The 17,893-nt window shown below is 72.5% G+C and carries 14 protein-coding genes; 8 read left to right on the top strand and 6 right to left on the bottom strand.

Going from position 1 to position 17,893, the window contains the following annotated elements; all coding sequences use genetic code 11:
- From C1I95_RS21645 to C1I95_RS21625, 5 genes are all read left to right on the top strand, one after another.
- A partial coding sequence (locus C1I95_RS21645) for an ATP-binding protein (protein ID WP_111216019.1) occupies nt 1-2,620 on the top strand: 2,620 nt, incomplete at its 5' end.
- 1 nt (nt 2,621) lies between these two features.
- The gene (locus C1I95_RS21640) at nt 2,622-4,559 is read left to right on the top strand and encodes an MraY family glycosyltransferase (protein ID WP_111216014.1); all 1,938 of its coding nucleotides are present in this window, start codon (nt 2,622-2,624) and stop codon (nt 4,557-4,559) included.
- Nucleotides 4,556-5,113 (top strand): hypothetical protein, encoded by a 558-nt coding sequence (locus C1I95_RS21635; protein WP_111216012.1) that lies wholly within the window; start codon nt 4,556-4,558, stop codon nt 5,111-5,113. Before C1I95_RS21640 ends, C1I95_RS21635 begins: the two co-directional genes overlap by 4 nt.
- A complete protein-coding gene (locus C1I95_RS21630) occupies nt 5,110-6,279 on the top strand; it encodes a M23 family metallopeptidase (RefSeq protein ID WP_111216009.1) in 1,170 nt (389 codons plus the stop codon). Before C1I95_RS21635 ends, C1I95_RS21630 begins: the two co-directional genes overlap by 4 nt.
- A 13-nt stretch (nt 6,280-6,292) precedes the next feature.
- Nucleotides 6,293-6,892, top strand: coding sequence for a hypothetical protein (locus tag C1I95_RS21625; RefSeq protein WP_111216006.1), 600 nt, complete (start codon nt 6,293-6,295; stop codon nt 6,890-6,892).
- A 2-nt stretch (nt 6,893-6,894) separates the two neighbouring features.
- Here the strand turns inward: C1I95_RS21625 and C1I95_RS21620 are convergent, their stop codons facing one another.
- The gene (locus tag C1I95_RS21620; RefSeq protein WP_111216003.1) at nt 6,895-7,452 is read right to left on the bottom strand and encodes a hypothetical protein; all 558 of its coding nucleotides are present in this window, start codon (nt 7,450-7,452) and stop codon (nt 6,895-6,897) included.
- Nucleotides 7,453-7,650: 198 nt separating this feature from the next.
- Here C1I95_RS21620 and C1I95_RS21615 point away from each other — a divergent pair, with 198 nt between their 5' ends.
- A complete protein-coding gene (locus C1I95_RS21615; RefSeq protein ID WP_111216001.1) occupies nt 7,651-10,212 on the top strand; it encodes an FtsK/SpoIIIE domain-containing protein in 2,562 nt (853 codons plus the stop codon).
- On the top strand, nt 10,209-10,931 hold the full coding sequence (locus C1I95_RS21610) for a hypothetical protein (RefSeq protein WP_111215998.1): 723 nt from the start codon (nt 10,209-10,211) through the stop codon (nt 10,929-10,931). Before C1I95_RS21615 ends, C1I95_RS21610 begins: the two co-directional genes overlap by 4 nt.
- Nucleotides 10,932-10,999: 68 nt before the next feature.
- Here the strand turns inward: C1I95_RS21610 and folE are convergent, their stop codons facing one another.
- The 4 genes from folE to C1I95_RS35885 form a co-directional block, all read right to left on the bottom strand.
- The gene (gene folE, locus C1I95_RS21605) at nt 11,000-11,668 is read right to left on the bottom strand and encodes a GTP cyclohydrolase I FolE (protein ID WP_199523851.1); all 669 of its coding nucleotides are present in this window, start codon (nt 11,666-11,668) and stop codon (nt 11,000-11,002) included.
- A gap of 38 nt (nt 11,669-11,706) precedes the next feature.
- On the bottom strand, nt 11,707-13,722 hold the full coding sequence (ftsH, locus tag C1I95_RS21600; RefSeq protein WP_111216017.1) for an ATP-dependent zinc metalloprotease FtsH: 2,016 nt from the start codon (nt 13,720-13,722) through the stop codon (nt 11,707-11,709).
- 352 nt (nt 13,723-14,074) lie between these two features.
- Nucleotides 14,075-14,650, bottom strand: a complete 576-nt coding sequence (hpt, locus tag C1I95_RS21595; RefSeq protein ID WP_111215994.1) for a hypoxanthine phosphoribosyltransferase — start codon at nt 14,648-14,650, stop codon at nt 14,075-14,077.
- A gap of 99 nt (nt 14,651-14,749) precedes the next feature.
- Nucleotides 14,750-14,887, bottom strand: a complete 138-nt coding sequence (locus C1I95_RS35885; protein ID WP_199523850.1) for a hypothetical protein — start codon at nt 14,885-14,887, stop codon at nt 14,750-14,752.
- Between the two features lie 152 nt (nt 14,888-15,039).
- On the opposite strand from C1I95_RS35885, the gene C1I95_RS21590 reads away from it, so the two are divergent.
- Nucleotides 15,040-16,008, top strand: a complete 969-nt coding sequence (locus C1I95_RS21590) for a GlxA family transcriptional regulator (protein ID WP_111215992.1) — start codon at nt 15,040-15,042, stop codon at nt 16,006-16,008.
- A gap of 100 nt (nt 16,009-16,108) precedes the next feature.
- Here C1I95_RS21590 and C1I95_RS21585 read toward each other — a convergent pair whose 3' ends face one another.
- On the bottom strand, nt 16,109-17,746 hold the full coding sequence (locus tag C1I95_RS21585) for a gamma-glutamyltransferase family protein (protein ID WP_111215989.1): 1,638 nt from the start codon (nt 17,744-17,746) through the stop codon (nt 16,109-16,111).
- Nucleotides 17,747-17,893 lie beyond the last annotated feature (147 nt).

Genomic DNA, 17,893 nt, shown 5'->3' with positions numbered 1-17,893 from the left:
GCGGTCCGTGGACCGCAGCGACCGGCCGGCCAAGCCGGTCCGGGTCCGCCCACCGAAGATCAAGTTCGGGGACCGCGATCCGGCCGTCGAACTGGCCATCACCGAGATCGCCGGTCACCTGACCTTCACCCCCAACACCGTCACCGCCTGGTACTGGCTTCCCGAGGTGCGCTGGGCCTTCCGGCCGGACGCGGAACGCGAGGCGCTGCTCTCGGCGATCTCCGAGCAGTACGCCGGCCTGGCCGGCTTCCGGTTGCACCTGCGTCGCACCACCCGGCCCTTCCCGGCCGACGAATGGGCCCGCACCATCGACGCCCACACCGCCTCGCCGCTGCCCGACGTCCCCGGCACGCCCGGCTGGGCCGACCACCTGGTGGCCGCACAGCGGCACCTGCTCTCGGTCAACCACGCCGAAGGCCAGACCTACCTCGGCGTCACCTTCGCCCGCCGCTCGCTCGGCGACTCGCTCACCGAGCGGCTGCTGCGCACCTTCGGCCGTGGCGTCGCCGAGGGCGAACGCCGCAAGCTGGGACGGACCGTCGAACAGTTCGACGAGGTGCTGGGCGCGTTCGGCATGCGCGGGCGGCGGGTCACCGCACAGGAACTGGAATGGCTGCTCTACCGGTCGGTGGCGCTCTGCATGGCACCCCCCGGCACGCTCTCGCCCATCACCGACGGGCGCTGGGAACGCGGCGACCTGCTCGCCCTCACCGAACAGGTGGAGCGCTACCGCACCCCGTACGGCTCGACGGTGAAGCTGGTCAACCGGATGACCGGCGAGGAACGGCACGTGGCGGTGCTCGCCGTGGGCCGGATGGAACCACTTGAGATTCCCGAGCGGCACGAGCCCTGGCTGCACTTCCACGAGCGGCTGCCGTGGCCGATGGAGCTCTCCACCCGGGTCGACATCCTGGGCTCCGGCGACTCCTTCCGAAACCTCGAACATCGCCTGCGGATGATCCGGTCCCAGCAGCTCGACTACGCCGAGCATGGCATCGACGCCCCGCCGGAGTTGGAGCGGCTGGCCAAGCGAGCACTGGTGATCGGCGACGAGATGACCACCGGCCTGCCGGTCGACTCCGCCCGCGCGCACGGCTGGCACCGGATCGCAGTGGGCGGGCGGACCCGGGAGGAATGCCTGGAACGGGCCCGCCGGCTGATCCAGCTCTACTCCCGGGAGCTACGCGTCTCGCTGCAGCACCCCAAGAACCAGGACTGGCTGGCCCGCGAGTTCATTCCCGGCGAGCCGGTGGCCAACACCGGCTACGTCCGGCGGATGCCGGTCCACCTGCTGGCGGCGGCGCTGCCGCAGGCCGCGTCCACGGTCGGCGACCGCCGCGGCGACCTGATCGGGCGGACCGCCGGGACCTGCCGCCGGCCGGTCTTCCTCGACCTGCACTTCCCGATGGAGGTGCGGGAACGCTCCGGTCTGGCGGTCTTCGTGGCCGAGCCGGGCGGTGGCAAGTCCACGCTGCTCGGCGCGCTGGGCTACCTGGCCGCCCGGCGCGGCGTACAGGTGACCCTGCTCGACCCGTCCGGCCCGCTGGCCCGGCTCTGCGCGATGCCGGAGCTGCGACCGTACTCCCGGGTACTGAACCTCACCGGTTCCGAACACGGCACCCTGGCACCATATTCACTCATCCCGACGCCGCTGCGCAGCGAGTTCAGTGCCGGTGCCACCGGCGACCGCGAGTTCGAGATCGCGGTTTCCAACGCCCGGGCCGAGCGGCGGATGCTGGTGCAGGACATCTGCATGATGCTGGTGCCGCCGCAGGTGGCCCGCGAGGCGTCCACCGCCACCCTGTTCCGACACGCCGTACGCCAGGTGCCCGCCGAGGAGACCTCCACCCTGGACGGCGTGGTCAGTTGCCTCGGGCAGCTCGACGACGACGCCGGCCGGGAGTTGGCCAACCTGCTGCTGGACGCCGCCGAGATGCCGCTGGCCATGCTCTTCTTCGGCCGCCCGCCGGACGGGCTGCTCGGGCCGGACGCGGCGCTCACCGTGATCACCATGGCCGGCCTACGGCTGCCCGATCTCAAGATCGAACGCGAATACTGGTCGGCCGAGGAGGCGCTCGCCCTGCCGATGCTGCACACCGCGCACCGGCTGGCGGTACGCCGCTGCTACGGCGGCTCGATGTCCTCCCGCAAGCTGGTCGGCCTGGACGAGGCCCACTTTATGGAGGGATGGCGGTCCGGCCGCTCGTTCCTCGTCCGACTCGCCCGCGACTCCCGCAAGTGGAACCTCGCCGCGCTGGTCGCCTCCCAGAACCCCCGCGACATCCTCGGCCTCGACGTACAGAACCTCGTCTCCACCGTCTTCGTCGGCCGGATCGCCGAGGACGCGGAGATCGCCTCCGAGGCGCTGCGGCTGCTACGCGTGCCGGTCGACGACGGATACGAGGCGACCCTCGCCTCGCTCTCCACCGCCGACGCGACCTCCGCCCACCGGCTCGGCTTCCGGGAGTTCGTCATGCGCGACGTCGACGCCCGGGTGCAGAAGGTCAGGGTGGACGTCTCCTACGTGGACGGACTGCTGGACCACCTCGACACCACCCCCGCCGCCATCGCCGCCGCTGCCGGGGTGCTGCCGACCGTGCTGCCTGATATGGAGGCGTGACATGGCGAGGGCCCGGGCAAGGATCACGGCGCTCCTCCTGGCGCTCGGCGTCCTCGCCGCAGCCACGATCAGTTGGCCCGGGCTCACCGCCACACCGGCGTACGCCGCCCCGGTCGCGTACCAGGCCCCCACCGACCTGTGCACGACCCAGGAATGGCAGGCCGATTTCCGCGCCTGCGTCGCCAAACTCCAGCAGGTCGCGGAGTCCGAGGCCACCTGCCTCAACCCGCCGACCCCGACCGCGCCGGACTCCGGCATCGCCGGCTGGTTCGCGTCCCGGCCCGAGGCGTCCAAGCTGCGCGGCCCAAAGGGCTATTACACCAACTACGGCTACGCCGGCTACAGCTACAGCACGTACAAGATCGAGACCGGCTGCGCGACCACCCTGCTCCATCCGGACTACAAGTTCACCAACACCATCGCCAACGGCGAGTTCATGATGGCGACGGCGATCATCGGCGCCTCGAACGCGCTGCGGGAGCGCGCCTGGGACCCCGGGACGATGTGGGGCTGGGCGGATCCGCTGGTGGACCAGGCCACCAAGGCGATCTACCAGAAGGTGTTCAGCGTCTTCGGCATCGTCACGCTCTGCGTCGTCGGCCTCTACCTGCTCTGGCGCTCGCGCCAGTCCGATATGAGCACGGCGATGACCACGGCGGGATGGGCCCTCGTGGTGATGGTGGCGGTGACCGCACTGGCCGCCTGGCCGGTCAAGTCCGCGAACCTCGCCGACAGCGCCCTCGTCTCCACGCTGGGTGTCGTACACGATGCCGTCGGCCCGGCCTCGAAGGACGTCCCGCCCGATCGCTGTGCAATGCCGAATCCGGATGCCTGCACGGACAAGCGCCCGCCCGCAGTCCGTGCCAGCGACACGGCCACGGAGGGGATGCTGTACCGGAACTGGCTGCGTGGTGTGCTCGGTTCGGCCGACAGCGAGACCGCCCGGAAGTACGGCGAAGCCCTTTACGACGCCAAGTCCCTGTCCTGGGATGAGGCGGAGAAGCTCCGGACCAGCCCGGAGCTTCGTGACGCCACCGTCAGTGCCAAGAAGCAGCAGTGGATGACGGTGGCGGCCCAGATCGAACGGGAGGACCCGGAGGCGTACGAGTATCTGCAGGGCGTCCGGGACATGGACCGGGTCGGTGCGGGGTTCATCGCCGTGCTCGCCGCCCTGCTGTTCGCGATGTTCGACCTGACCGCGTCGCTGCTCGTGCTGCTCGGCTTCCTGATCTTCCGGTGGGCGGTGATCGCCGCGCCGATCCTGGGCACGGTTGGCCTGCTCCGCCCGGCCAGCGCCGGCCTGCGCCGGCTGGGCAACGCCGTGGTGGCCGCCATCTTCAACATCGCGATCTTCGGGACCGGGGCCGCCATCTACCTCTTCGCGGTCGACCTCATCATGAGCACGGCCACCCTGCCCGGCTGGCTACAGGTGGTGCTGGTCTGGCTGTGCGGCGTGGTCGGCTGGCTGCTGCTGCGTCCCTACCGGCGGATCACCCAACTCGGCGGCAAGGACAGCAGCGAGGCGGTCAGCTCGGCCGGCTCCTGGCATCGCCGGTTCTTCCGGGACATGCGCACCGCTGCCCGGCTCGACGTCGCCGAACCCGGTGGCACCACGGAGCCGACCGTGGGACGGCGCCGGGCAGCGCCGGTCGAGCAGCCCAAGGTTCGTCCAGAGGCCCGGCCGGACCCGGTCCCGAGCGGCGCACCAGTTTCCACCGAACGTCCGGACGGGCGGAAGACCAGCGATGCCCCCGCCCCGGCGGAGGAGCGACGCCCCGAAGGCCGTCCCGTCGCGCCCAGACCTCGCCGCCGGCAGCCCGCCTCGTGGACCGAGCCGGACGTGCCGGATGAGAACCCGTCCTTCGCCATCTACCGCCCGGGATCGGCGGAGCGGGCACCCGAGAAGCCAGCGCCCCGGATCCGCTCCGAGGCACGGTGAGCGCGGTGCGACGGGCCGTCGAGTTCCTGGTCACCCGGCTACTGCGATCCCGGTTGGGGGTCGCCCTCGGCATCGCCGTGCTGATTCTCGGCGTGGTGGGGGCGGCCCGGCTGGTCGCCGACCCCGGGGACCCTACGGCCGGGCTGAGCAACCGCCCGCCCGAACCGATCACCACCGTGCATCCGACCACCGGCAACGACGGCGCGATCTCGACGACCATAACGCCGTCGCCGGTCACCCGGCCCGGCGAACCGACTCCGGAGCAGGTCGCGGAGCGCTTCGTCGCGGCCTGGCTCGGCCGGCCCGGCCAGTCCGCCGACAACTGGCACGCGGGCCTGCGTCCCCTGTCGACCGCCGCCCTCACCGACAAGCTCGCCGGCGCCGAGCCAGCAGATGTGCCGGCCGGCGAAGTGACCGGTGACGTGACCGTACGCCCGCGCGGCGAGACCTTCGTGGAGGCGCTGATTCCGCTCGACACGGGCGAACTCCGGCTCGAACTGGTGGCGCCGGACGGGCGTTGGCTGGTTGACGTCGTGGACTGGGAGCAGGCATGAGTGACGAGAGCCGCCCGCGCCGCCGGCCGATCCGGGTCGGCGCGCTCGCCGCCGCGCTCACCGCGACACTCGCGTTGCTCTGCTGCACCGGTGGCGCCGGCGCATTCTTCCTCACCGACCTGGGCGGCGACGGGGCCGAGCAGCTCACCCCGGCGAGTATGGAGTGCACCGGAGACTTCCAGGTCGACGTGACCGGCAAGATGCCCCGGTTCCCCCAGTACGGCGAACGTCAGCTCCGCAACGCCGCGGTGATCATCAAGGTCGGCCAGGAGATGAAGGTGCCACCGCGGGGCTGGGTGATCGCGGTGGCGACCGCCATGCAGGAATCACGACTGCTGAACCTGGCCAACCGCACGGTCGGCGAGTCACAGGACATTCCCCACGAGGGGGTCGGCGCCGACCACGACTCGGTCGGCTTGTTCCAGCAACGCCCGTCGTGGGGCACCGTCGCCGAACGGATGAATCCCGCGTACGCGTCCCGCAAGTTCTACGAGAAGCTGGTCGACGTGCCCGACTGGGAGAAGCTGCCGCTGACCGTGGCCGCCCAGCGGGTCCAGATCAGCGCCTTCCCGGACGCGTACGCCAAGCACGAGGAGCTGGCCTCGCGCATCGTCGACGCGCTGGCCGGTGGCGCGGCCCGGACGGTGCTGATCGCCGGGCAGGAGGTGTGCGACGCCGCCGCGTCGGGTGAGATCGCCGCCTCCGGCTGGACCGCCCCCATTCCGGGCGGCGTCGGCTCCGGCTTCCGGACCGCCAGCCGGCCCGGACACGACGGGGTGGATATCGCCGCGCCGAAGGGCACCCTCATCCGGGTCGCGGCGACCGGCCGCGTCGTGTTCTCCGACTGCGACCCTGACCGGAGCGGCCGGCACAGCTGTAACGTGGACGGCTGGCCGGGCAAGGGTGGCTGCGGGTGGTTCGTCGACGTGCTGCACGCCCAGGGCATCGTCACCCGCTACTGTCACATGGTCAGTCGTCCCCGGGTCGCCAAAGGGGACATCGTGCAGGCCGGTGAGGTGATCGGCGAGGTGGGCAGCAGCGGCAACTCCTCCGGGCCGCACCTGCACTTCGAGGTGCACACTGACGGCGACACCAACAGCCGGAGCGCCATCGATCCAGTGCCGTTCATGCGGGCGAAGGGCGCGCCGCTGCGGAGCATCGGGTGAGGCGCCAACCGCTATGACCGGCCCGTTGCCCGACCCGTTCGCCGACCAGCCGGACTGGGCGCCGCAGCCACCCCGCCCGATCGAGATCGTCCCGGCGGCCGGGCGCGTCAAGCTGCGCGGGCAGCGCGTGCTGGTCGGGCTGCCCGGCCTCGGTTGGCGGGGTGACCTGCGAGCCGACGAACGGGTGGTGCAGAACAGCCGCACCTACGTCCCGGTCATCCCGGAGCACGAGTGGTACCGCGCCGAGTCCGACCAGGTGGAGGTCTTCGCGCCGCTGGTGCCGGTCGAGCGGGTCTGGGTCGAGACGGCGGGCACGCGAGCGACACTGGTCTCAGCAGAGGGCAGCAGCATCCGACTCGTCTCTCTGGACGCTCCGGCACACCGGGAACCGACCCCGGTCTTCGAGGCGGATGCGGTCACCGGTAGGCGGGTCGTCCACATGGTCGGCTCCGTCGAGCACCGCGACCTGCGGGCCGTCACCGAGACCTACTCGGGCGCCGAGGGCGACATCTGTGTTCGAGTCACGCCGGAAGTAGAGTGGTATCGCTGGGCCTGGCGCGGCCAGTCGCCGACCACTTTGGAGGTCCCCGTTCACTTGCTGTGGGTCGAGTAGAGTCAGTCGTCCATCACCCCGGAGCAGACCCGCCACACCTCGTCTAAGCGAGTGGTGAACGTCCACGACTGCCGGTCGTACTGTCTGATGCCGTCGACCCGAGCGGAGAACAAGAGCTCGACTCGCACCTCGGCTTTGTTGCCATCACGCTCCGCCAGAACGTTTCCCCAACTGATCGACATACTGGTTCCGAAACGCTCCTCGCGAGCCGCCAAATCGCTTCTGAGTAGGCGAACCTGTTCCAGGTTGGTGCCGTCATCGCAGGTGAAAAGGTCGGCCCGGACGTCGTTGTGGTCCACCAGGAACGCCCGCAGGTAGCTGTCCACCACCACCGTCGGGGAGCTGCGGTCGGGGGTGGTGGCGCGGTCGTAGAGGAGGTAGCCGGTCACTCCGCCACCCAGGCACATCACCGCGAGCACCCCGGCGACCACCGTCAGCACCGTACGAAGCCGCCGCCGGGGCGGTGGTGGGGCCGGCGCGACCGCGGGCGGCGCCAACTCCTCCGGCGGGGTTCGTTGCGCCGGTACGCGGGAGACCTGGGAACCGGCGGGGGGCGGCACTGATTCCACCCCTTGAGGCTATCGGCTGGACGCGGTAGACCCAATGCCCCAGATTCAGCAGATCGTGACGGATCACTGCCGACCGGTGAGATCCACGACAACACCGGCGCATCGCCGCCGCGCATCCCGGAGCTGGGGGGTCCGCTGGGATACCGTCGTGCGTGCTCGGCGAGTGGGTGCCGACCTCGGGCGGAGGGGGTGGACACGGTGGGCGGTCCGAAGGCACGGACGCTCCGCGCCGCCGCGTTGCACCGTCGGGCTGCCGCGACTGTCGCGGCGGCGGCCCCCGTTCTCGACGAGACCCGTCCTGCCCCGGCCGACCAGCGCCGCCAGTATGCGCTGGCCGAGCGGCTGCGTACCGCAGCGGCGGTCCTCGCACCCGGCTGGGCGGGCACCTCCCTGGACGCCGTCGAGCCGGCCTCCCCGGCCGGGGAGGGTCCACCGCCCTTCGTCCGGGTCGGCACCGCCGCGCCGCTGGACGATGCCCGCTTCCCTGCGCTGGTTTCCCTGTTCGGCGCCGGTCACCTCGTGGTGGACACCGATGCACGCGATCCGCGGGTGGCCGGGCTGCTGCGGGCCGTACTGCTGCGGTTGGTGGCGGCGACTCCGGCGGGGGCGCTGCTGGTCCGGGCCGTGGACGCGACCGGTACGACGCTGGCGCCGTTCGCGGCGCTCGGTGACGCCGGGGTGCTCTCCCCGCCGGCCACCGACGCCGCCGGGCTGCGGGCCGTGCTGACCGAGGCGGAGCAGTGGGTGACGCCGGGTTCGTCCGGTCCTCGACGGCACGACCGGTCGCTGCTGCTGGTGGTGGCCGCGCTGCCCGAGCGGACCGGGCCGACCGACCTGGCCCGGATCGAGGCGCTTGCCGAGCAGGGGCCGGCCGCCGGGCTGCACCTGATCGTCGCGGGCTGGCCGCCGGCCGGCCGGGAGCCACTGCCCGGTGCCACGACGGTGACGATGCGCACCGCGTACGCGCTGGTCGGCGACCCGCCCGGAGCCGCATTCGCCGGCGCCGGCACCGACGGTGGGCTGAACTCGCCGGTCTTCGTCGAACCGGATCCGCCGGCCGAGCTGGTCGACATCGTCTGCCGGCGGCTCACCGCCCAGATCGAGGCCGGCAGTCGGCTCTCCCTGGCCGGTCTGCTGCCACCGTCGGAGGACGACCTGTGGCAGGCGGACGCGACCGAGGGGATGAGCACCACGGTCGGCGACGCCGGTGGCCGGCCGGTGTCCCTCGGGTTCGCCGAGCTGACCCCGCACTGGCTGGTCAGCGGCCGGTCTCGGGCCTGCCGGTCCAGTTTCCTGACCACCGCGCTGCTCGGTCTCGCCGCCCGGTACGGCCCGGACGAGCTGTCGTTGTACCTGGTGGACCTCGGCGCGGGTGAGTCCTTCGCGGAGTTCCTCCAGACCGAGCGGGACCGGTCGTGGATCCCGCAGGTCCGGGCCGCGGCGATGGCCGCCGACCGGGAGTACGTGCTGGATCTGTTCGACCAACTGACGGCCGAGGTGCAACGGCGTGCGGAGGCGTCCGCCCGGGCCGGTGGTCAGCGCTTTGCCGAGCTGCGCCGGCACCGTCCGCTGCCTCGGGTCGTCTGCGTGGTGGAGAACCTGCCGTTGCTCTTCGCCGAGCGGGACCGGCTGGCCGCCGACGCAGCCGCCCGGTTGGACGCGCTGACCAGGACCGGCCGGGCGTACGGCGTACACCTGATCCTGGCCGGCGAGGGCGACCTGAGCCTTGGGGCCCGCACCGACGGCGGGCAACGGGATTCGCTGCTCGGCCAGTTCCCGGTGCGGGTGGCACTGCCCGGCGGCGGGGCGGTGTTGGAGCCGACCAACGACTCGGCTGCCGGGCTGCCGGTGGGCAGCGCCGTGGTGAATACCGCCGGTGGCCTCGGTGGCCCACGAGGGGCGATCCGGGGCCACGAACGGATGGTCCGCTTCCCTGATCCACCGGACGAGCCGGACGTCGTGGAGCGGCTGCGGCACCGGCTCTGGGCGGCCCGCAGCGAGGGCTCCGGACCGCCGGTGGTCTTCGCCGGATACGCCCGCCCGCTGCTGCGTAACGATCCCCGCTACCGGGCAGCCGTGGCCGGGCAGGCACTGGCCCCGGCGGCACTGCTGGGGCGCGCGGTGGACGTCGCGCGGAGCACGGCCGCCGTGCCACTCGGGCCGGCTGCCGGGCGCAACCTCGCGGTCCTCGGCCCTCGGCCGGAGGCGGCCCGGCTGCTGGCGACGGTTGCCGGCAGCACGGCGGTTCATCACCCGCCGGGTACGGCCCGGTTCGTGGTGGCCGCGCCGGACGCCGAGGCGCGGCCACTGGCCGATGCTCTCGCGGCGGAACTGGCCGAGCGGCATCCGGTGGACAGCGTGGACCTCGCCGGGCTGCTCGCCGTCGCGGACGCCGGGGAGCCCGCCTACCTGGTGGTGTTCGGGCTGGACGTGGCGCCGCCGGAGCAGCTGCCGCCACCACGACTGCGGGCGCTGCTGCGGGACGGTCCACCGGCCGGGCAGCACCTGCTCGGCTGGTGGCGTACGGTGCCGTCGTTCGCGGCGCTGGTGGGGCCGGAGGAGACGGTCGACAAGCTGACCGCCGTGGCGGTGGCGGGCGTACCCGGTGCCCAGCTCACGCCGCTGTTCGGTCGGACGGTGGAGTGGCGGCCCCGGCCCGACCGGGTGGTGCTGTGGGACGGCCCCGGTGAGCGCGGCGTCGTGCTGGTGCCCTACGACGCGCCGGATGACGAGGACGGTGAGCCGGCATGACCCGCAGCCAGTCGACAGCTGCGACCGCCGGACCCGGCCGGCAGCGAGCGGCCGGCACGCCAGCCGTCCCGGCCGGGGATCCGGTGCCGGCCGCGTGGGCCGACTATGTGGCCGCCGCCCGCCAACTCGACGGGGTACGCCGCGAAGCGGCGACCGCCGCCAGTGAGCAGGCCCGCACCGTCCAGGCCGCCCGGGACGAGCTGGCTGCGGTTCGTACCCGGCTGGCACCGCAGGAGGCTCGGCTGCGCGAGTTGGGCGTACCACCGATCTCGCTGGTGCCGACGCCGCCCGAGCTGACCGAGGCGAGCCGGTCGATGGCCGGCGGGCCGGCGGCGGTGCTGGCGGCGGTGCGGGATGCCCGGCGGTGGGCGTACGCCGCGGACGACACGCTCGCCGCCCGTGGCCTGTCCCGGGTGGCGCACTGGCCGTCCCGGCCGCGCAACCTTTTGGTGTACGGGCCGCTGGGGCTCCTCGCTCCGCTGCTCCTGGTGGTGGTGCACCTGCTCGCCGGCAGCAGCCCGCTGACCGTCCTGGCACTGGTGGTGGGGCTGCCGGCGCCGGCGGTCGCGTTCGGACTGGGCTGGCTCGCGGTGGGGCGGCTGTTTCCGTCCCGGCCCGGGGAGCGGGCAGACCGGACGGCCCGCTTCGGCGCGCTGGTCTGCCTGGTCCCGGCGGTGGTGACCACCGCCGGGATCGTACTGGCGATGCTGGCCGCGTAACGGGCCGGCCGGGTGGTCGGCCACCGGCGGAGCGACGGGCCACCGGCAAAACGACGAGCGGCGTCCGGTCAGCGGTGGATGATCAGGGCCATCGCCTCGGCGCGAGACTTGGCGTCCCGCTGGAGAGTGCCACGCACCGCCGAGGTGATCGTCTTGGCGCCCGCCTTCTGGATGCCGCGCATCGCCATGCACATGTGCTCGCACTCCAGGACGACCACCACGCCGCGCGGCGCCAGCCGCTCCATCAGCAGGTCCGCGATCTGGGAGGTGAGCCGCTCCTGCACCTGCGGCCGGCGGGCGAAGACCTCGACCAGCCGGGCCAGCTTGGACAGGCCGGTGATCCGCCCGTCGGGCCCGGGGATGTAGCCGATGTGCGCGCTGCCCCGGAACGGCAGGAGGTGGTGCTCGCAGAGGCTCATCACGTCGATGTCCCGAACCAGGACCAGTTCCTCGTGGTTGGCCTCGAAGGTGGTGGTGAGCACCGTGGCCGGGTCGACCCGCAGGCCGGCGAAGAGTTCCGCGTACGCCCGGGCCACCCGGGCCGGGGTCTGCTGGAGGCCGTCGCGGTCCGGGTCCTCACCGACGGCGATCAGGATCTCGCGGACCGCCTTCTCGATCCGGCCGAGGTCCATGGCGTCCTCGACCGGGCGCCCGGTGAGCCGGCCGTTGACCAGCCGCGCGGCGATGTAGTCGAGGCTGTCGGTGTCACTATCGGGCTCGGTGGCGGAGGCGGCCAGCCCCCGTTGCCGGGGACCGGCCGCCCTGTCGTCGGTGCTCAGTGCGAACCGTCCGAGTTGTTCGAGCTCGCTCCGCCGACCGTGGCCTGCGCGCCGTCGGCCTCGGCCTGCACCTTGAGCGCCTCCTTCTCCGCCGGGGTGAGCACCGGCGGCTCGGTGGAGGGCTGCCGCTTACCGAAGCCGTTGTACGGGGCCATCGGCGGCCGCTTGGCCACCCGGGCGCAGATCCGGGCCATGTCGGCGGTGGAGAGGGTCTCCTTCTCCATCAGCTCGAGCACGATGTTGTCCAGGACGTCCCGGTACTCGACCAGGATCTCCCAGGCCTCGTCGTGGGCCAGCTCGATCAGCGCCCGCATCTCACCGTCGATCTCGGCGGCGACGACGTCGGAGTAGTCCCGCTCGTGGCCCATGTTGCGGCCGAGGAACGGCTCGTCGCCGCTGGTGCCGTACTTGATCGCACCGAGCTTGGAGCTCATGCCGTACTGCGTGATCATCGCGCGGGCCAGCTGGGTGGCCTTCTCGATGTCGTTGCCGGCACCGGTGGTGGGCTCGTGGAAGACGAGTTCCTCGGCGGCCCGGCCGCCTAGCGCGTACGCCAGGGTGTCGATCATCTCGGCGCGGGTCTGGGTGTACTTGTCCTCCGTGGGCAGCACCAGGGTGTGGCCCAGCGAGCGTCCACGCGACAGGATCGTCACCTTGTGCACCGGCGCGGCGTGCGGCAGTGCCCAGGCGACCAGCGCGTGCCCACCCTCGTGGTACGCGGTGATCTTCTTCTCCTGGTCGCTCATCACCCGGGTACGCCGCTGCGGGCCGGCGATCACCCGGTCGATCGACTCCTCCAGCGACTCGTTGCTGATCGCCCGCTGGTCCTTGCGCGCGGTCAGCAGCGCGGCCTCGTTGATCACGTTGGCCAGGTCGGCGCCGCTGAAGCCCGGCGTCCGCTTCGCCACCGAGTCGAGGTCGACGTCGGGCGTGAACGGCTTGCCCTTGGCGTGCACCCGGAGGATCGCCTTGCGGCCCTCCATGTCGGGGGCGTCGACCGGGATCTGCCGGTCGAACCGGCCCGGGCGCAGCAGTGCCGGGTCGAGGATGTCCGGCCGGTTGGTGGCGGCGATCAGGATGACGCCGCCCTTGACGTCGAAGCCGTCCATCTCGACCAGCAGCTGGTTGAGGGTCTGCTCGCGCTCGTCGTGACCGCCGCCCATGCCGGCGCCACGGTGCCGGCCGACGGCGTCGATCTCGTCGACGAAGACGATCGCGGGGGCGTTCGTCTTGGCCTGCTCGAACAGGTCGCGGACCCGGCTGGCGCCGACGCCGACGAACATCTCCACGAAGTCGGAACCGGAGATCGAGTAGAACGGCACCCCGGCCTCGCCGGCGACCGCCCGGGCGAGCAGCGTCTTACCGGTACCGGGCGGGCCGAAGAGCAGTACGCCCTTCGGGATCTTCGCGCCGAGCTGCTGGTACTTCCCCGGGTTCTGCAGGAAGTCCTTGATCTCGTGGAGCTCCTCGACGGCCTCCTCGGCCCCGGCGACGTCCGCGAAGGTGGTCTTCGGCGTGTCCTTGGTGATCATCTTGGCCTTGGACTTGCCGAAGTTGAGCACCCGGGAGCCGCCGCCCTGCATCTGCGACATGAAGAACAGCAGCAGCAGCACGAGCAGCACGATGGGCAGCAGGTTGACCAGCAGACTGACCCAGATGCTGTCGGACGACACCTCGGTGTCGGCCGGCCCGGTGACCCGGTTGTTCGCCTTGGCGTCCAGGACCTGGTTCCAGACCTCGTTGCCGACCTCGTACGGGAACTGGGCCTCGATCAGCTTGGTCTTGGTCTTGCCGAACTCGGCCTCCTCGGCCAGGTTCAGCTGGATCGTCTGTTCCTTGTCCTGGAAGACGACCTTCTCGATGCCGCCCTTGTTGAGCTGGTCGAGCGCGACGGAAGTGTCCACCCGGTGGTAGCTGGGACCAGCGGTGAACAACTGACTGAGCACGACGGCGCCGAGGATGACCAGGATGACCCAGAACACCGGTCGGCGGAAGAAACGCGTACGTTCCATGCTGTTGTCGAGCGCCGAGACGCCCGCATCCTCCTGATCGACGTCCTGACCGACTGTGGATGTCGCCACTTGGGCGGCTGCCGGAGCCGCCGTGCGGGCCGGCCTCGACCCCGGGCACGAATCGTCGCGCCACGGTCATTCGACGGTACACCGTGCGCGACGGATGTGAGCTGGCGAGCCCAGCACTTACGCGTAAGGCGAACCGGGAGTCAACCGGCGTGGTCGGGAGCGGATCTCCCCACCACCGCGCTCAACGTTAGCCCGATCAGCTGAAAGCCGGCTGAACGTTGACGGGAACGGCGGCCGGGCGGCTCGGCGGGCACCGGCGGCACCGGGCCGGCCGCGGGTCAGGTCAGGAACGGGCGTAGACCTCCGGCTTGAGCACTCCCACGTACGGCAGTTCGCGGTAGCGCTCGCCGAAGTCGAGACCGTACCCGACGACGAACTCGGTCGGGATGTCGAAGCCGACGTACTTGACCGGCACCTGCACCTTGACCGCGTCCGGCTTACGGAACAGCGCGACCACCTCGACGCTCGCCGCCGACCGGGACTCCAGGTAGCGCAGCAGCCAGGAGAGGGTCAGCCCGGAGTCGACGATGTCCTCCACGACGACGACGTGCCGGCCGGCAATGTCCCGGTCCAGGTCCTTGAGGATGCGCACCACCCCGGAGGAGGTGGTGCCCTGCCCGTACGACGAGACGGCCATGAACTCCAGCTCGGCGGGGGGACCCTGACGGCCGAGCGCCCGGGCGAAGTCGGCCATGAACATGACCGCTCCCTTGAGCACGCAGACGAGCAGCAGCCCGTCGGTGACGTGGGCGTAGTCCGCCGAGACCTGCTTGGCCAGTTCCGCGGTCTTCTCGCGGATCTGCGCCTCGGAAATGATCACGTGGTCGATGTCGGCGTCGTACCAGGAGCCGTCAGCCATGACCCTAGCCTGCCGTACGCCCCGGGTGGGCCGTCGGCGGGGCCGCCCCTTTTCGGGGCGGCCCGGGCGCGGGTTTTCCGGCGAAGCGGATCAATCACCTCAGCAGGGGCGGGATCGCCACGGGCGACCACCGTCGGACGGCTTCCAGTCGGCCGAGTCCCGGCTGTCGGCGGTCATCCCGGCGGCCGAGGCGAGGGCGAGGAACAGGACGAAGAGCAGCAGGAACAAGAATCCCATGGCGGCGCTCGCTTTCGCATGGTTGCTGGTGGTTTGACGCCGCCGGTGCGCACCGGACTTATGCCAGTCTGCGCGCCTCGCCAGAGGCCGGACAGTGGCAGGAATGCCATCCATGCTCGATTTTCCGCCACCTGTGCGGTTACCCTCGTCACATGCTTCACTCCGTCGCCGTGCTCGTCCTGGATGGGGTCGCCCCGTTCGAGCTGGGCGTACTCGCCGAGGTGTTCGGCACCGACCGCACCGCCGACGGCCTGCCCGGCTACCGCTTCGACGTGTGCAGTCCGCAGGGCGCCACGGTGCGCACCTCCGCCGGTTTCCACCTGGTGCCGAACGCCGACCTGGGCCCGGTCGAGGAGGCGGACCTGGTGGCCGTCCCCGCGCACGACCCCACCACCACCGCGCCGCCGGCGGTGCACGACGCACTGCGCCGGGCCGCCGACCGGGGGGCGTACCTGTTCAGCGTGTGCGCGGGCGCGTACCTGCTGGGCGAGGCGGGGCTGCTCGACGACCGGGAGTGCACCACCCACTGGCGGCACGTCGACGAGTTGCAGCGCCGGCACCCGAACGCCCGGGTCCGCTGCAACTCGCTCTACGTGCAGGACGGCCGGCTGCTCACCAGCGCCGGCACGGCCGCCGGCATCGACGCCTGCCTGCATCTGGTCCGCCAGGAGCACGGCTCCGCCACCGCCACCCGGCTGGCCCGCCGGATGGTGGTGCCGCCGCACCGCGACGGCGGGCAGTCCCAGTACGTCGAGGCGCCCATTCCGAAGGCGCCACAGGCACCCACCCTGGAACCGGTACTGGAATGGCTGATGGGGCGGCTGGATCGGCAGGTCACCGTCGACGAGCTGGCCGCCCGGGCCGGCATGGCGCCGCGTACGTTCGCCCGCCGGTTCCGCGCGGAGACCGGCACCACCCCGCACGAGTGGCTGACCAACCAGCGGATCCTGGTGGCCCGGCGGCTGCTGGAGGAGACCGGGCTGACCGTGGAGGCGGTGGCCGACCGGTCCGGCTTCGGCGACGCCGCCGCCCTGCGGCACCACTTCACCCGCCGGGTCGGCGCCACCCCGCACGCCTACCGCACCACGTTCCGCGACCGCGACCACGCCCCCGTCGGCTGAGCCGGCGGCAAGCCGCGGTCGCCGGCTGAGCCGGCCAAGCGGCGGATCGCCGGCTGAGCCAGCGGCAGGCGGCGGTCGCAGCCGCCCGCGCCGGCCGGGGTCAGAAGCCGCTGATTCCCCCGTCTACCCGGGACTCCGAGCCGGCGACGTACCCGCCGTCGGCGCGGCGCCAGATCGCCTGGCCGTACCCGAAGACGGTCGGCTCGGGCGCGACGGCGATCTCGTGGCCCCGGGTGCGCAGGTCGGCGACGAGCGCCGGGCCACCGGGCCCGGTGGCAAGTTGCTCCTCGACCAGCACGGACCGGCCGGCGTGCCAGTACCACCGCGGCGCGTCGAGTGCCGCCTGCGGGTCGAGCCCGGCGTCCAGGGTCGCCGAGATCAACTGAACGTGGCCCTGCGGCTGCATGTGCCCGCCCATCACCCCGAACGGCCCGACCGGCGCCCCGTTCCGGGTCAGGAAGCCGGGGATGATGGTGTGGAACGGCCGCTTCGCCGGGCCGACCACGTTCGGGTGGGCGGCGTCCAGCCGGAAGCCGAGGCCACGGTTCTGCAGCGCGAAGCCGTACCCGGGCAGCACCACGTGCGAGCCGAAGGCCAGGTAGGTGGACTGGATCAGGCTGACCATCATGCCGCCCGCGTCGGCCGTGCAGAGGTAGACCGTCCCGCCGCGCTCCGGCTCGCCGGCCACCGGGTCGGCGGCGACCTCGGTGAGGTCCGCCCGTCGGGCCGCCAGGTATCCGGGCGCGAGCAGCGCCGCCGCCGGCACCTGCATCCGGTCGGGGTCGGCGACGTGGGCGTGCGCGTCGGCGAAGCCGAGCTTGACCGCCTCTATCTGCCGGTGCATCCACTGCGCCGCCGCACCCGGCTCGCACCCGTCCAGGATGCCCAGGGCGAGCAGGGCGGCCAGGCCCTGCCCGTTCGGCGGCAGCTCCCACACCTCGTGCCCTCGGTAGCGCACCGACACCGGCTCGACCCAACTGGAGGCGTGTGCCGCCAGGTCGTCGCCGGTGAGCAGTCCACCGGTACGAGCCGCGTGGTCGGCCAGGGCGGCGGCGATCCGCCCCCGGTAGAACTCCTCCGCCCGGCTCTCGGCGATCAGCCGCAGGGTCCGCGCCGCGCCCGGGTTGCGCCACCGCTCCCCGGGACGCGGCGCCCGGCCGGTCGGTGCGTAGACCCGGGAGAACTCCGCGTACTCCGGGCCGGTCAGCCCGGCGTGCCCGGCGACCGCCCGGGCCCAGGCGGTGGCCGTCGCGGTGGAGACGGGGTGGCCGTGCTCGGCGTACCCGATGGCGTCGACGAACAGGTCGGCGAAGGGCAGCGAACCGAACCGGTCGTGCAGGTCGCGCCAGCCGGCCGGCACGCCCGGCACCGTCACCGGCAGCCAGCCGCGGGCCGGCATCGCCGGCCCGCGAGCCTGGGCCCCGCCCAGCGCGTCGGCCGGCTCGGCACCCCGCCCGCCGGTCGCGGCGAGCACCAGCTCACGGGTCAGCGCGGCCGGTGACCGGCCCGACGCGTTCAGGCCGTGCAGCCGCTCACCGTCCCAGACGATGGCGAACAGGTCCCCGCCGATGTCGTTCGACGGCGGCTGCACCACGGTCAGGGTGACGGCGGTGGCCAGTGCCGCGTCGACGGCGTTGCCGCCGCGCCGCAACACGGCCAGGCCGGCCGCCGCGGCCAGCGGCTGGCTCGTCGCCACCACGGCGTGCGGGGCGAAGAGCGGTTGCCGGGGGTACGTCATCCCCCGACCTCGGCACCGCCCGGCGCCGCATCGGGCGAATGCACGGCAGCGGGACCCGGTGTCCCGCCGAGCGGGTGCCCAGGATCCGGCGGGTCCGGCAGCAGCCGGCCGGCGCGGCGGAGCACCCGCAGCCCGCCCGGCAGGTAC

Origin of the sequence: Micromonospora craterilacus, from assembly GCF_003236315.1 — a bacterium.
In the GTDB taxonomy this organism is placed as follows: Bacteria; Actinomycetota; Actinomycetes; order Mycobacteriales; family Micromonosporaceae; genus Micromonospora; species Micromonospora craterilacus.
This window is presented reverse-complemented; position numbering and strand designations above follow the sequence as displayed.

Excerpts from the sequence above, each read along its gene's own strand:
- C1I95_RS21640 (WP_111216014.1), top strand. The coding sequence starts at position 2,622 with ATGGCGAGGGCCCGGGCAAGGATCACGGCGCTCCTCCTGGCGCTCGGC.
- C1I95_RS35885 (WP_199523850.1), bottom strand. The coding sequence starts at position 14,887 with ATGGGATTCTTGTTCCTGCTGCTCTTCGTCCTGTTCCTCGCCCTCGCC.
- hpt (WP_111215994.1), bottom strand. The coding sequence starts at position 14,650 with ATGGCTGACGGCTCCTGGTACGACGCCGACATCGACCACGTGATCATT.
- ftsH (WP_111216017.1), bottom strand. The coding sequence starts at position 13,722 with ATGGAACGTACGCGTTTCTTCCGCCGACCGGTGTTCTGGGTCATCCTG.
- C1I95_RS21625 (WP_111216006.1), top strand. The coding sequence starts at position 6,293 with ATGACCGGCCCGTTGCCCGACCCGTTCGCCGACCAGCCGGACTGGGCG.
- C1I95_RS21630 (WP_111216009.1), top strand. The coding sequence starts at position 5,110 with ATGAGTGACGAGAGCCGCCCGCGCCGCCGGCCGATCCGGGTCGGCGCG.
- C1I95_RS21590 (WP_111215992.1), top strand. The coding sequence starts at position 15,040 with ATGCTTCACTCCGTCGCCGTGCTCGTCCTGGATGGGGTCGCCCCGTTC.
- C1I95_RS21610 (WP_111215998.1), top strand. The coding sequence starts at position 10,209 with ATGACCCGCAGCCAGTCGACAGCTGCGACCGCCGGACCCGGCCGGCAG.
- C1I95_RS21585 (WP_111215989.1), bottom strand. The coding sequence starts at position 17,746 with ATGACGTACCCCCGGCAACCGCTCTTCGCCCCGCACGCCGTGGTGGCG.